We start from the raw sequence: 13,573 nt of genomic DNA, 5'->3' as shown, positions 1-13,573 counted from the left end.
GGACGCGGCCTCAGTAGGCGACAGCCGCGCAGAAGGTGGCGGGCTCGGCGACGCGCAGCCGGTCGCAGGCGCGCTCGGCCTCGGCGCGCTCGGCCCAGTCGCCGGCGAAGACCCGATAGACCGCGCCCAGGCCGGCGACCTCGACCCGGCGCACCGTCACGGCGAGCGTGCCCAGCGCATCGCGATGCCGCTCGGCGACCGCCCGGCCCAGCCGGTCGGCCGCCGCCTCGCTGCCGGCCGTGCCGAGCCACAGCGCGAAGCGGCCGGAGAGCGGTGCCGGAGCAGGCGCAGCGGGCGGCGGCGCCTCGGGCGGCGCGGCGGCGACCGGTTCGGCCGTGACGACCTGCAGGTCTGCCGGCTTCGGCGGGCTGGGCAGCGGCCCGGGCTCGGGCGCTGCCGGGGATTCGGCGGTCACGGCCCCGGCAGCGTCGGTCCCGGCAGCAGCGGCCCGGGCTGCGTCGGCCTGGGTCCCGGGCGGGCGGGCCTCGTCGCTCGCCGGCGGCGGCGCCGCTCCGGCGCCGTCCGTCCGCTGGAAGAACAGCTCCTCGCTCGTCAGCGGCCCGTCGTTCTCGGCCAGGGCCGGCAGCTGCGGCGACGGCGGCGAGGGCGACGGCGCCGGCCCGGCGTCGTGCAGCCGGGCCGCGGCCGGCTTGCCGGCGTGCGCCGGCGGCACCGCCGCGGGCGGTGCGGCGGCGATCCCGGCACCGCCCGGCTTGGCCGCCGGCGGCGCAGGAGGCCGTGCGGGCGGCTTGCCCGCCGGCACCTTCGCAGCCGGCATCGGGACCGCCGCCGTCTCGGCGGGCGGCCCGCGCTTCGCCAGCACGCCGCCGGCCTGCAGGCGCTCCGCCTCGCGCCGCGCCGGCGCGTAGCCGCCCGCCGCGGCGCGTTCGTACCAGTCGAGCGCCAGCCCCGGATCCTGGGCGACGCCGATGCCGTAGCGCCGGAGGTCGCCCATCACGAACTGGGCGGCCGGCACGCCGGCCTCGGCGGCCTTGTGGATCCAGGCCGCCCCCTGGGCGTCGTCGCGCTCGACCCCCTCGCCGCGCAGGTGGAGCAGGCCGAGGTTGTACTGGGCGGTCGGATGGCCGCGCACGGCGGCCTGCTCCCACAGCTTGGCGGCCATCGCCAGGTCGCGCGGCACACCCTCGCCCTTGGCGTAGAGCAGGGCCAGATTGTTCTGGGCGGCGATCACGCCGGCGTCGGCGGCCTGGCGGTACCAGTCGGCGGCCCTGGCCTTGTCGGGCGTGAAGCCGTGGCCGCCGACCTCGTAGAGCCGGCCGAGGCCGTACTTGGCCGAGGCGTCGCCCTTGCCCGCCAGGGCCGTCCAGATCGCCAGCGCCTCGTTCGGCTTGCCGGCGTCGAGCGCCTTCACGCCGTCCTCGTAGCTCTCGGCCCAGGCGGGTCGCGCGAGCAGGACGAGCAGGCAGAGCAGCGGAAGGAACGGAACGGAACGACGCATGCTTCCCCGGGCCGACGCGTGGCGGCTGCCGCGACGCCGGTCAGGATAGACGGCCGCGGCGAGCCGGAACAAGCGCGAGCGCGGCCGCACGCGGCCGTTTTTCCGGGTCTCACAGGAGGAGAGCGATGGGGTGGCTGATGGGACTTGAACCCACGACCCCCAGATCCACAATCTGGTGCTCTAACCGACTGAGCTACAGCCACCATCGGCGTCGGCACGCGCGCGAAGGCGGGCCAACGGCCGGGAGCGGGTGTCTACTCCGCGAGACCGGAGCCGTCAAGCATCGCGCTGCGCCTCCGGCCGGCGGTCGGCCGCACCTGCGGGACACTGGACCTGGGGGCATCGCCGGTCCTAGGTTGGCGCTCCCGTTTCGCGACCCTTCGGAGAGCCCGCCGACATGCTCCACCCCGTCGCCGCCCTCGGCCGCCTCGGCACGGAATCCGCCTTCGAGGTGCTGGCCCGCGCCCAGGCCCTGGCCGAGCGCGGCCGCTCCATCGTCAATCTCGGCATCGGCCAGCCCGACTTCCCGACCCCGGAGCACATCGTCGAGGCCGGCATCAAGGCGCTGCGCGACGGCCACCACGGCTATACGCCGGCGGCCGGCGTCACGCCGCTGCGCGAGGCGGTCGCGGCCGAGCTGGAGAAGCGCGCCGGCCGGCCGCTCGATCCCGGCCGGGTGCTGATCGAGCCGGGCGGCAAGCCGACCATGTTCTTCGCGATCCTGGCCTTCGGCGAGCCGGGTGCCGAGATCCTCTATCCCGACCCCGGCTTCCCGATCTACCGCTCGGCGATCGAGTTCACCGGCGCCAAGGCGGTGCCGCTGCCGCTCAAGGAGGAGAACGGCTTCGGCTTCTCGGCCGAGGACGTGCTGTCGCGGATCGCCGAGCGGACCCGGCTGATCATCCTCAACAGCCCGGCCAACCCGACCGGCGGCGTCACCGGCAAGGCCGAGGTCGAGCGCCTGGTCGCCGGCCTCGCCGCCTGGCCCGAGGTCGCGATCCTGTCCGACGAGATCTACAGCCGGATCCTCTACGACGGCCGCGAGCACGCCAGCCTGATGGCCTATCCCGAGCTCGACGACCGGCTGATCCTGCTCGACGGCTGGAGCAAGACCTACGCGATGACCGGCTGGCGCATCGGCTACGCCTACTGGCCCAAGGCGCTGGTCGAGAGCGCCGTGCGCCTGGCGGTCAACTGCCATTCCTGCGTCAACGCCGCGACCCAGTGGGCCGGCCTCGCCGCCCTGACCGGGCCGCAGGATTCGGTCGAGCGGATGGTCGCGGCCTTCGACGAGCGGCGCCGCGCGGTCGTCCGCGGCCTCAACGCCATCGACGGCATCAGCTGCGTCGAGCCGGGCGGCGCCTTCTACGCCTTCCCGAACATCTCGGGCACCGGCCTCGCCGCCAAGCGCCTGGAGACGGCGCTGCTCGAGGAGGCCGGGGTCGCGACCATCGCCGGCACCTCCTTCGGGGTCTACGGCGAGGGCTACCTGCGCCTGTCCTACGCGAACTCGCTCGACAACATCCTGGAAGCGCTGCAGCGCATCGAGCGCTGGCTGCAGGAGCGCCGGGCGGCATGAGCGCACAAGCGACAGGCAGATTGCCTATTTTCTGACCACCGGCTTCGGGCCGTCGGGCGCCACCCCCTGCCCCTCGGCCCGCACCGGACGTGCCTGCCCGGCTTGGCACGGCTCCTGCTTCTGGGGGCTCATCGGCGCGCCGGCCCGCTCCCCGGGCCGTGCCGTTCCGACTTGCGACAAGCGAACGAGGCCATGAAAAAAATCGAAGCCATCATCAAGCCCTTCAAGCTGGATGAAGTGAAGGAAGCCCTGCACGACGTCGGCATCAAGGGGATCACGGTCACGGAGGCGAAAGGCTTCGGACGGCAGAAGGGACACACCGAGCTCTATCGCGGTGCGGAGTACGTGGTCGACTTCCTGCCCAAGGTGAAGGTCGAGGTGGTCCTGGACGACAGCCTGGTCGAGCGTGTGGTCGAGGCGATCCAGCAGACCGCCCGCACCGGCCGCATCGGCGACGGCAAGATCTTCGTCTCGACGGTCGACGAGGCGATCCGGATCCGTACCGGCGAGCGCGGGCCCGAAGCTGTCTAGAACGAGCCGCCCGACGATGACCATCCGGCCGCCGCGCGGCCGGATGTTTGGGTTTTAGAGGAAGCACACGCTAGCGAACGAGAAAGGACGCAGCACCATGTCCGATGCCAAGACCGTACTCCAGATGATCAAGGACAACGACGTCCGGTACGTCGATTTCCGCTTCACCGACCCGCGCGGCACGTGGCAGCACGTCGCCCAGCACATCGACACCGTCGACGAGGAGATGCTGGAAGAGGGCATCATGTTCGACGGCTCGTCGATCGCCGGCTGGAAGGCCATCAACGAGTCCGACATGAGCCTGCGGCCCGACCTGGCGACCGCGGTCATGGACCCCTTCGCCGCCCAGCCGCAGCTGATCCTGACCTGCGACGTCTACGACCCGACGACCGGCCAGCCCTACAACCGCGACCCGCGCGGCACCGCCAAGAAGGCGATCTCCTACATGGCCTCGACCGGCATCGGCGATAAGGCCGTGTTCGGCCCCGAGGCGGAGTTCTTCGTGTTCGACGACGTGCAGTTCGCCACCGACATGAACCACTCCTTCTTCAAGTTCACCTCCGAGGAAGGCCCCTACATGTCGGGCCGCGAGCTGGCAGAGGGCAACTTCGGCCACCGCCCGGGCATCAAGGGCGGCTACTTCCCGGTGCCGCCGGTCGACAGCGCCACCGACCTGCGCGCCGAGATGGTCTCGGTGATCAAGGAGATGGGCGTCACCGTCGAGAAGCACCACCACGAGGTGGCGCCGTCGCAGCACGAGCTCGGCATCAAGTTCGACGAGCTGGTCAAGTCCGGCGACAACATGCAGATCTACAAGTACGTGGTCCGCAACGTGGCGCACTCCTACGGCAAGACCGCGACCTTCATGCCGAAGCCGGTCTACGGCGACAACGGCTCGGGCATGCACGTGCACCAGTCGATCTGGAAGGGCTCGACCCCGCTGTTCGCCGGCGACGGCTACGCCGGCCTGTCGGAGACCGCGCTGTTCTACATCGGCGGCATCATCAAGCACGCCCGCGCGGTCAACGCCTTCACCAACCCCTCGACCAACAGCTACAAGCGCCTGGTCCCGGGCTTCGAGGCGCCGGTGCTGCTGGCCTACTCCGCCCGCAACCGCTCGGCCTCCTGCCGTATCCCGTTCGGCGCCGGCCCGAAGGCCAAGCGCGTCGAGGTCCGCTTCCCCGACCCGACCGCCAACCCCTACCTCGGCTACACCGCGATGCTGATGGCCGGCCTCGACGGCATCAAGAACCGCATCCATCCGGGCCAGCCGATGGACAAGAACCTCTACGACCTGCCGCCCGAGGAGCTCGCCCAGGTGCCGACGGTCTGCGGCTCGCTGCGCGAGGCCGTGAAGGCCCTAGAGGAGGACCACGAGTTCCTGCTCGCCGGCGATGTCTTCGACAAGGACCAGATCGACGCCTACGTCGACCTCAAGTGGGAAGAGATCTACACCTTCGAGCAGGCGCCGCACCCGATCGAGTTCAAGATGTACTACTCGAGCTGAGCGGTCGCTCTTTCGGACTGGTTGCTGGCGGGCCGCCCTTCGGGGCGGCCCGTTCTTCTTTCGGTGAGGAGGGAGCGGGCGGAAATTCCGCTCACCTCACCCTCCCACGGCCTTCGGCCGCGGGTCCCTCCCTCTCCCCGAAGCGGAGAGGGAATGAACGGGCGCTCTTCTTTTCCCTCTCGGCTTCAGGGGAGAGGGAGGGGCCCACGCGAAGCGCGGGAGGGAGAGGTGTCTTCCCCCTACCCCCGCCGCATCGCCTCCCGCGGCAGCCGCACCGGGAACCGCGCCCTGAGCTCAGCGTCAACGGCCGGCGGCAGGTGCCCGGGGAAGACCGTCGAGAGGATCCGCTGCTTCTCCTCGATCGCCCGCTCCAGCACGTCCTTCGAGCCCAGCTCCTCCCACTCCTTCGGGCTCTTGCGGTCGGCGACACGCGGATAGACGTAGTCGCGCTGCATCAGATGGATGGTCTGCGCGTCGCCCAGGTAGTGGCCCGGCCCGGTCAGGCAGACCCGGCGCATCGCCTCCAGCGACAGGCTGTCCTCGGTGACCTCGATGCCGCGCACGCAGCGCAGGGCCTGGCCGATCACGTCGTTGTCGATGACCAGGCTCTCCAGGCAGAAGCCGAGCAGCGAGGCGTGCATGCCGGCCGCCTCGTAGATCAGGTTGGTGCCGGCGAGGCCGGCCATGACCTCGGTGATGCCCTTCTCGAAGCCCGACTGCATGTCCGGCAGCTTGGCGTCGGTCATGCCCGCGGCCGAGCCGCCCGGCAGGTCGTAGAACTGCGCCATCTGCCCGCAGGCCGCGGTCAGCAGCGCCTGCTCGCCCGAGCCGCCCGACATCGAGCCGGTGCGGAGGTCCGAGACGAAGGGCCAGGTGCCGAAGATCGCCGGCGCGCCGGGCACCAGGGCGTTGACGTAGACCAGGCCGGCCAGCACCTCGGCGACCGCCTGCACGACCGCCCCGGCGATCGCCGCCGGCGCCGTGGCGCCCGCCTGCCCGGCCGAGAGCAGCAGCACCGGCATGCCGCCGCGCACGCAGACCTCGAGCACCGCCGAGGCGTCCTCGCCGAACTTCAGCGGCGGCACGACGTGGCAGTTCGAGTTGCTGACGAAGGGCCGCTCGCGCCACCTCGCCTCGCCGCCCGCCACGACGTGCAGCATCTCCAGGCAGAGCTGCGCGCGCTGCGGGCTGGTGAAGGAGACGCCGACGTGCTTGCGGGTGCCCGCCAGGCAGGCATAGAGCGTGTTGACGTCAAGCTCGGTCGGGTCCGGCAGGTCGCGCGGCACCATCGGGCGCTGGAAGAAGTGGATGTTGTCCAGCACCTCGACCATGCGCGCGGCGTCGTAGATGTCCTGCAGGGTCGATTCGCGGTACTCGCGGCTGACCGGATCGACCAGGTGGACCGCCGCCCCGGCGGTGCCGAAGTGGACGCGGCTGCCGCCCGGATGCAGGTCGAGCTCGGGCACCTGGGCGCAGAGCGGGAAGTTGCGCGCGGCACGGGCCACGACGTCCTCGACCAGCGCGCGCGGGAACCTGAGGCGCCCGTTCTCGTAGACCGCGCCGAGCGCCGTGCAGGCCTCGACGCAGCTCGGGATCGCCTGGCCGATGCCGATGTCCTCCAGGACCTCGAGCACCGCCTCGTTGATGCGCGCCACGCCGGCATCGGTCAGCGGCTTGTACCAGCCGCCCGGCAGGCCCGGCCGGATCGGCCTGATGTCCTCGGCCAGGGCCGCCGCCCGCTCGGCGTGCTTGCTCTCGCGCCCGCCCCGGCGGCGCCGCGCGCCGCCCTCTTCCACCACGCTCATCGACACACACGCCTCCCTCTGTGACCGGGAACTACGCGCGCACCCTTGCGCCCTCCGGGTCGTAGAACGGCTTCAGCGACGCCTCGGCGGCCACGCGGCGGCCGGCGACGTCGATCTCGTAGCTGGAGGCCAGCAGCGCCGCCGCGCTCTCGCCGGCGCAGGGCACCCAGCCCATGCCGACCGAGGCGCCCAGCCAGTGGCCGTAGGCGCCGGAGGTCAGGATCCCGACGATGCGGCCGTCCCGGACGATCGGCTCGTTGTGGTAGAGCAGCGGCTCGGGGTCGCTCAGGCGGAACTGCACCAGCTGCCGCTCCAGTCCCGCCTCGCGCTTGCGCAGCACCGCCTCGCGGCCGAGGAACGGCCCCTTGTCGGTCTTGACCGCGAAGCCGAGGCCGGCCTCCAGGACGTGGTCCTCGTCGGTGATGTCGTGGCCGAAGTGGCGGAAGCCCTTCTCCAGCCGGCAGGAGTCGAGCACGTGCAGGCCGCAGAGCGTCAGGCCCGGCTCCGCGCCGGCCGCCTCCAGGGCCTCGAAGACGTGGGCCGCCTGGTCCGAGGCGACGTAGAGCTCCCAGCCCAGCTCGCCGACGTAGGTGATGCGGTGGGCGCGCGCCAGGCCCCAGCCGATCTCGATCTCGCGCCAGGTGCCGAAGGGATGGCTCTCGTTCGAGAAGTCGTTCGGCGAGCAGCCGGCCAGCACCTCGCGGGCCCGGGGGCCCATCAGGCAGAGCACCGCCTCGCCGGCGGTGACGTCGGTGATCACCGCCGACTCGCCCTCGCCCAGATGGCGGCGCAGCCAGGCGAGGTCGCGCTGCAGCGTGGCGCCGGGCACGACCAGCAGGAAGGCCGTCTCGGACAGCCGGCTGACCGTCAGGTCGCTCTCGATGCCGCCGTGCTCGTTGAGCATCTGGCTGTAGACGAGGCGGCCCGGCTCGACGTCGATCCGGTTGGCGCAGAGGCGCTCCAGGAAGGCGCAGGCGTCACGGCCCTCGACCCGGATCTTGCCGAAGGAGCTCATGTCGAACAGGCCGACGCCCTGGCGCACCGCCAGATGCTCGGCCCGCGCGTTCTCGAACCAGTTCTGCCGGCCCCAGCTGTAGCGGTAGGCGGGCTCCTGGCCCGGCCCGGCGAACCAGTTGGCGCGCTCCCAGCCGGCGGTTTCGCCGAAGACGGCGCCGCGCGCCTTCAGCTGCTCGTGGAGCGGCGAGCGGCGCACGCCGCGCGCCGTCGCCGGCTGGCGGTAGGGGAAGTGGTCGGCGTAGAGCAGGCCGAGCGTCTCGCTGACCCGCTCCTTCAGGTAGGCGCGGTTGGCCTGGAACGGCTGGGCCCGGCGCAGGTCGACCTCCCAGAGGTCGAAGGGCGGCTGGCCCCGGTCGATCCACTGGGCCAGCGCGTAGCCGGCGCCGCCCGAGGAGACGATGCCGATCGAGTTGTAGCCGGCGGCGACCCAGTAGCCCCTGAGCGAGGGCGCCTCGCCGAGGTAGTAGCGGTCGTCCGGGGTGAAGGACTCGGGGCCGTTGAAGAAGGTGTGGATGCCGGCGGTCGCCAGCAGCGGCATGCGCCTGACGCCCTGCTCCAGGATCGGCTCGAAGTGCTCGAAGTCCTCGGGCAGCTGGTCGAAGCAGAAGTCTTCCGGGATCCCGGCCATGCCCCAGGGCTTGGCCTTGGGCTCGAAGGCCCCCAGCATCATCTTGCCCGAGTCCTCCTTGTAGTAGGCGCACTCGTCCGGGACGCGCAGCACCGGCAGCTGGCCCAGGCCCTCGATCGGCTCGGTGATCAGGTAGAAGTGCTCGCAGGCGTGCAGCGGGATCGTCACGCCCGAGGCGGCGCCGAGGTCGCGGGCCCACATGCCGCCGCAGTTGACCACGACCTCGGCCTCGATGAAGCCGGTGGCGCCGGCGCGCTCCCAGGTGACGCCGGTGACCCGGCCGTTCGCCTGGCCGACGGCCGTGACCTTCACCCCCTCCTCGATGCGCGCGCCCTTCATGCGGGCGCCCTTGGCCAGGGCCATGGCGATGTTGGCCGGATCGCACTGGCCGTCGCCCGGCAGGTGCACGGCGGTCACCACGTCGCCGGTCTCCAGGTGCGGATAGAGCCGCTTGACCTCGGCGGCATCGATCTCGCCGCCCTCGATGTCGAAGGCGCGGGCCAGCGCCAGAGAGCGGCGCAGCTCCTCGGCGCGCTCGCGGGTCAGGGCGATCGAGATCGAGCCGTTCTGGCGCAGGCCGGTCGCGACGCCGGTCTCGGCCTCCAGGCGCCGGTAGAGCTCGACCGAGTAGCGGGCCAGCCGGGTCATGTTCTGCGAGCCGCGCAGCTGGCCGACCAGCCCGGCGGCGTGCCAGGTCGTGCCGCAGGTCAGCTGCCTGCGCTCCAGCAGCACGACGTCGCTCCAGCCGAGCTGCGCCAGGTGGTAGGCGACCGAGCAGCCGGAGACGCCGCCGCCGATGACGACCGCGCGGGCGCGGTCCGGTAGAGCCCCCAGGGTCATGCCCGGATCCTCGCGTTCTCGGGGTCCCAGAGCGGCCGGTCCGGCTGGACCGTCGCCGGAAAGCGCTCGCCGTAGATCTCGACCTCGATCTCCTGCCCGGGCGCTGCGAGGTCGGCGCGCAGCATGCCGAGGGCGATCGAGCGGTCGATGCGATGGCCCCAGCCGCCCGAGGTGGTCTCGCCGACGACCTGGTCGCCGTGCCAGAGGGTCGACATGTAGGGCGCGTCGCAGTCGCCGGCCTCGACCAGCAGGGTGACGAAGCGCCTGGCGACGCCTTCCTGCTTCTCCTTCATCAGCGCCGCCCGGCCGGCGAAGGCGGGCTTGTCCCAGGCGACGAAGCGCTCCAGGCCCGACTGCAGGACCGAGTAGTCGGTCGAGAGGTCGCCCTTCCAGGCCCGATAGCCCTTCTCCAGGCGCAGGGCGTTCAGCGCGAACATGCCGAAGGGCCTGAGGCCACGGCCCTCGCCGGCCCGCCAGATCGCATCGAACACGGTCGGCGTGTCCTCGACCCGGCTGTGCACCTCCCAGCCCAGCTCGCCGGCGAAGGAGACGCGGAACAGCCGGACCGGCCGGCCGGCCAGAGTCGCCTCCTGGACCGACAGCCAGGGCCGCGCCAGGTCGCCGTCGGAGACCGCGGCCAGGATCGCCCGCGCGGCGGGACCGCTCAGGATCTGGCAGGCCCAGGCCTCGGTCTGGTCCTCCAGCACGATCGAGCCATCGGCGGGGAGCCGCGCGGCCAGCCATTCGCGGTCGTGCCACTCGGCGGCAGCCGCCGTGATCAGCAGCAGCTCCTCCTCGCCGAGGCAGGCGACCGACATCTCGGTGACGACCCGCCCGCGCGCGTCGGCGAAGTAGGCGAGGCCCAGGCGGCCGGGCTTCGGCACGCGGCCGGTGATCAGGCCCTCCAGCCACTGGACGACGCCGGGGCCGGCGAGCCGGTAGCGCGAGAAGCCCGGCAGGTCGAGGATGCCGGCGGCGTCGCGCACGGCCAGGCACTCCTCGCGGACGCGGGCCTGCCAGGGCCCGTCGCGCCGCCAGGTCCGGGTCGCCGCCTCGGAGGTGTCGTCGCCCGCGGCGGCGAACCAGTTGGCCCGCTCCCAGCCGTTGTAGGCGCCGAACTGGCCGCCGAGCGCGGCGATCCGCTCGTGGACCGGCGACAGCCGCCTGTTCCGCCCGGCCGGCCAGGCGTGGTGCGGGAAGTGCATGGCGTACTCGTGGCCGTAGACCTCGAGGCCCTTGGCGACGCAGTAGTCCGGGGCGCACCAGCCGGTGAAGCGGCGCGGGTCGCAGGACCACATGTCCCACTCGGTCGAGCCCTCGGTCACCCACTCGGCCAGCACCTTGCCGGCGCCGCCCGACTGGGCGATGCCGAAGGTGAAGACGCAGGCCTCGAAGGCGTTGGGCACGCCGGGCATCGGGCCGATCAGCGGGTTGCCGTCGGGCGCGTAGGGAATCGGCCCGTTGATCACCCGCTGGACGCCGACCGAGCCGAGGATCGGCACCCGGGCGATGGCGTCCTCGATGTACCACTCGAGCCGCTCCAGGTCGTCGTCGAACAGCTGGAACGAGAAGTCCGCCGGCATCGGGTCGTCCGGCGTCGCCCAGTGGGCCCGGCAGTTGCGCTCGTAGGGCCCGAGGTTGAGGCCGGTCTTCTCCTGGCGCAGGTAGTAGGAGCTGTCGACGTCGCGCAGCAGCGGCAGCTTGTGGCCGACCTCGCGGCTCCACGCGGCCAGCTCGGGGATCTCGTCGGTCAGCAGGTACTGATGGCTCATCACCATCATCGGCACCTCGCGGCCGAACCAGCGCCCGACCTCGCGGGCGTAGTAACCGGCGGCGTTGACGACGACCTCGCAGCGGATCTCGCCCTTGGCCGTCTCGACGACCCACTCGCCCCTGTCGCGCCGGACCCCGGTCGCCGGGCAGAAGCGCAGGATCGTCGCCCCCAGGTCGCGCGCGCCCTTGGCCAGAGCCTGGGTCAGCTGCGCCGGGTCGATGTCGCCGTCGGCCGGATCGTAGAGCGCGCCCTTCAGGTCGTGGGTCTCGATGAAGGGGTAGCGGCTCCTGATCTCGTCCGGGCCGAGGATCTCGATGTCCATGCCCTGATAGCGGCCCATGCCCTGGACCCGCCGGAACTCCTGCATCCGCTCGTCGGAATGGGCCAGCCGGATCGAGCCGGTGACGTGGTAGTTCATCGGGTAGTCGACCGCCGCGCCGAGGCCCCGGTAGAGCGAGGCCGAGTAGCGCTGCATGTTCATCACCGACCAGGAGGTCGAGAAGGTCGGCACGTTGCCGGCGGCGTGCCAGGTCGAGCCGGCGGTCAGCTCGTTCTTCTCCAGCAGCACGGCGTCGCTCCAGCCGGCCCTGGCCAGGTGGTAGAGGCTCGAGACGCCGACCGCGCCGCCGCCGATGATCACGACCCGCGCGCTGCCCGGAAGCTCCGCCATGGCGCCCTCCCCCTCTTCTCTTCTTCGCGTCTAGTAGGTCGGTGGGGCGATCACCCACACCACGACCGCCGGCTCGTCGCCCGGATTGCGCCAGCGGAACGGCTTGTGGTCGATGTGGAAGGAGTCGCCCGGCCCGAGCGCGTAGCGGGTGCCGGCGATCTCGATCTCGAAACGCCCGGAGACCAGGAAGCCGGTCTCCTGGGTGTCGCGCAGGCTCGGCTCGGCGAGCGCGGCGCCGGGCAGGAAGACGCTGCGCACCATCTCGAAGGGCGCCGAAAGGTCCGGCGACAGCAGCTCCTCGACCAGCCCGGCCTCGCGGTTGCCGATCTGCCGGCGGCTGCCGGCACGCACGATCACGCCCTGCTCCTGGGGGTCCGAGGCGGCGCGGCCGAAGAACAGGCTGAGCGGCACCTGGAAGAAGGCGGCGATGCGGCGCAGGTCCTCGATCGAGGGCTGCGACAGGCCGCGCTCGACCTGGCTGAGGAAGCCGACCGAGCGGCCGATCGCGAGGCCGAGCTCGGCGAGCGGCACCCGGCGGGCCCGGCGCAGCGCGCGCAGGTCGGTGCCGAGGGCGGAGCCGCCCGCGGCCTCGTCCGCCCCGGCGCCCGCCTGTCCTGCCGCCTGTCCTGCCGCCTGCCTGCCCGCTGCCGGCGCGCCGATGGCCATGGGTCGCCTCGTGAAAATCTAGTTCATATTTTCACGAGACCGAAAGTTCGGCAACGGATTTCACGACGCCGGCCGAGCGCTCATCCCTCCAGCGTGCCGTCGATCGTCGCGGCCTCGAAGGCCGCCGGCGGCAGCGGCAGGTAGTAGACGGCGCCCAGGATGTAGCGGACGTCGCGCTCGCCCTCGGAGAGCGGCAGCAGCAGCCGCTCGGCCTCGAACACCCGGTCCTCGGGAAAGGCCATCGGCCCGCGGCGGTACTTCGGCTTGGCGTCGCGCACGATCTCCGCCCACTGGTGCGAGGTGTCGCGGCGCCGCACCATCGGGAAGGTCTCGGACAGCCGCCGGCCGCGCAGCGAGCGGCCGTAGCGCTCCTCGATCTCCTCGCCGGCCAGGCGAAAGCGGATCTCGCTGCCGTCGGTCGGCACCTCCAGGAACATCAGGTTCGGCAGCAGGCCTGCCAGATCGACCGGGTCGAGGGCACTGCGCGGCATCGGCCGGCCGCCGACGCAGCGCCCGCGCCAGTAGCCGTAGAGCTCGCGCAGCCGTTCGTGGACGAACTCCTCGGGTCGGATGCTCATCATCCGGCCGTCCCCGGCAGCGTCAGCTCGAGGGTCCGGCCGCCATAGCCGTGGACGCTGTCGTGGGCCCGGATCGTGACCTGCGAGACCCCGGCCGGGATCGCGACGCCGCCCAGGCTGCGCGTGAAGGGCTGCTCCTCGACGTGCGGATGCAGCAGCCGGCTCGTCGCCAGCAGCCTGCCGTCGGGCGCCAGCACCTCCCAGGCGTCGGCGTAGTGCTCCCAGCCGCCGTCGGCATGGCGCAGGGTGACGTCGAAGCGCCAGGTGCCGGCGGGCTCTCGCAGGGCCTCAGCGGCGACCACGTCGGCCTCGCCCGCTCGGGCGGGACCGGCGGCGACCGGCACGGCCGTCAGGCAGAGCGCAAGCAGGAATCCGAGAGTGGCGAGTCGATGCATGCCGCTACCCTGCATGCGCGAAATTCGGCTGGCAAGCGCCTGCAACCCGCCGTCATTGCCGCTGCGCCGTGCCGTGCCGCGGCGCCGGCCGCGGCGAAGAGCCTTCGTTTCCAGACGGTTGGAA

The 13,573-nt window shown here is 72.2% G+C and carries 10 protein-coding genes and 1 tRNA gene; 3 read left to right on the top strand and 8 right to left on the bottom strand.

Annotated features, from left to right (window positions below):
* Positions 1 to 10 precede the first annotated feature (10 nt).
* Positions 11 to 1,459 (bottom strand): SPOR domain-containing protein, encoded by a 1,449-nt coding sequence (locus B9O00_RS12305; RefSeq protein ID WP_085122980.1) that lies wholly within the window; start codon positions 1,457 to 1,459, stop codon positions 11 to 13.
* A 126-nt stretch (positions 1,460 to 1,585) separates the two neighbouring features.
* Positions 1,586 to 1,662, bottom strand: a tRNA-His gene (locus tag B9O00_RS12300).
* 194 nt (positions 1,663 to 1,856) lie between these two features.
* Between B9O00_RS12300 and B9O00_RS12295 the strand changes: the two genes are divergently transcribed.
* The 3 genes from B9O00_RS12295 (at position 1,857) to glnA (ending at position 5,076) form a co-directional block, all read left to right on the top strand.
* On the top strand, positions 1,857 to 3,038 hold the full coding sequence (locus tag B9O00_RS12295) for a pyridoxal phosphate-dependent aminotransferase (protein ID WP_085122979.1): 1,182 nt from the start codon (positions 1,857 to 1,859) through the stop codon (positions 3,036 to 3,038).
* 192 nt (positions 3,039 to 3,230) lie between these two features.
* Entirely contained in the window at positions 3,231 to 3,569 is a 339-nt protein-coding gene (locus B9O00_RS12290) for a P-II family nitrogen regulator (RefSeq protein WP_085122978.1), read from the top strand.
* A 97-nt stretch (positions 3,570 to 3,666) separates the two neighbouring features.
* Positions 3,667 to 5,076: a type I glutamate--ammonia ligase gene (glnA, locus tag B9O00_RS12285; protein ID WP_085122977.1), complete on the top strand. Its 1,410-nt coding sequence runs from the start codon at positions 3,667 to 3,669 to the stop codon at positions 5,074 to 5,076.
* Between the two features lie 239 nt (positions 5,077 to 5,315).
* Here the strand turns inward: glnA and B9O00_RS12280 are convergent, their stop codons facing one another.
* From B9O00_RS12280 to B9O00_RS12255, 6 genes are all read right to left on the bottom strand, one after another.
* Complete coding sequence (locus B9O00_RS12280) at positions 5,316 to 6,881, bottom strand: trimethylamine methyltransferase family protein (protein WP_085122976.1); 1,566 nt, start codon at positions 6,879 to 6,881, stop codon at positions 5,316 to 5,318.
* Positions 6,882 to 6,912: 31 nt separating this feature from the next.
* Complete coding sequence (locus B9O00_RS12275; RefSeq protein ID WP_085122975.1) at positions 6,913 to 9,366, bottom strand: GcvT family protein; 2,454 nt, start codon at positions 9,364 to 9,366, stop codon at positions 6,913 to 6,915.
* Positions 9,363 to 11,810: a GcvT family protein gene (locus tag B9O00_RS12270; protein ID WP_085122974.1), complete on the bottom strand. Its 2,448-nt coding sequence runs from the start codon at positions 11,808 to 11,810 to the stop codon at positions 9,363 to 9,365. The genes B9O00_RS12275 and B9O00_RS12270 overlap by 4 nt, the downstream gene beginning before the upstream one ends.
* A gap of 30 nt (positions 11,811 to 11,840) precedes the next feature.
* Entirely contained in the window at positions 11,841 to 12,476 is a 636-nt protein-coding gene (locus B9O00_RS12265; RefSeq protein WP_085122973.1) for a helix-turn-helix domain-containing protein, read from the bottom strand.
* Positions 12,477 to 12,556: 80 nt separating this feature from the next.
* On the bottom strand, positions 12,557 to 13,057 hold the full coding sequence (locus B9O00_RS12260) for a PAS domain-containing protein (protein ID WP_085122972.1): 501 nt from the start codon (positions 13,055 to 13,057) through the stop codon (positions 12,557 to 12,559).
* Positions 13,054 to 13,449, bottom strand: coding sequence for a hypothetical protein (locus B9O00_RS12255; RefSeq protein ID WP_085122971.1), 396 nt, complete (start codon positions 13,447 to 13,449; stop codon positions 13,054 to 13,056). Before B9O00_RS12255 ends, B9O00_RS12260 begins: the two co-directional genes overlap by 4 nt.
* Positions 13,450 to 13,573: the final 124 nt, after the last annotated feature.

The sequence above is a fragment of the Tistlia consotensis USBA 355 genome, from assembly GCF_900177295.1.
Classification (GTDB): domain Bacteria; phylum Pseudomonadota; class Alphaproteobacteria; order Kiloniellales; family DSM-21159; genus Tistlia; species Tistlia consotensis.
Note: the sequence above shows the minus strand (reverse complement) of the source record. Positions and strands in the feature narration are given on the sequence as shown.

What these genes read in the sequence shown, in the direction of transcription:
- B9O00_RS12275 (WP_085122975.1), bottom strand. Translation starts at nt 9,366, where the DNA reads ATGACCCTGGGGGCTCTACCGGACCGCGCCCGCGCGGTCGTCATCGGC.
- B9O00_RS12260 (WP_085122972.1), bottom strand. Translation starts at nt 13,057, where the DNA reads ATGATGAGCATCCGACCCGAGGAGTTCGTCCACGAACGGCTGCGCGAG.
- glnA (WP_085122977.1), top strand. Translation starts at nt 3,667, where the DNA reads ATGTCCGATGCCAAGACCGTACTCCAGATGATCAAGGACAACGACGTC.
- B9O00_RS12290 (WP_085122978.1), top strand. Translation starts at nt 3,231, where the DNA reads ATGAAAAAAATCGAAGCCATCATCAAGCCCTTCAAGCTGGATGAAGTG.
- B9O00_RS12255 (WP_085122971.1), bottom strand. Translation starts at nt 13,449, where the DNA reads ATGCATCGACTCGCCACTCTCGGATTCCTGCTTGCGCTCTGCCTGACG.
- B9O00_RS12295 (WP_085122979.1), top strand. Translation starts at nt 1,857, where the DNA reads ATGCTCCACCCCGTCGCCGCCCTCGGCCGCCTCGGCACGGAATCCGCC.
- B9O00_RS12265 (WP_085122973.1), bottom strand. Translation starts at nt 12,476, where the DNA reads ATGGCCATCGGCGCGCCGGCAGCGGGCAGGCAGGCGGCAGGACAGGCG.
- B9O00_RS12305 (WP_085122980.1), bottom strand. Translation starts at nt 1,459, where the DNA reads ATGCGTCGTTCCGTTCCGTTCCTTCCGCTGCTCTGCCTGCTCGTCCTG.
- B9O00_RS12270 (WP_085122974.1), bottom strand. Translation starts at nt 11,810, where the DNA reads ATGGCGGAGCTTCCGGGCAGCGCGCGGGTCGTGATCATCGGCGGCGGC.
- B9O00_RS12280 (WP_085122976.1), bottom strand. Translation starts at nt 6,881, where the DNA reads ATGAGCGTGGTGGAAGAGGGCGGCGCGCGGCGCCGCCGGGGCGGGCGC.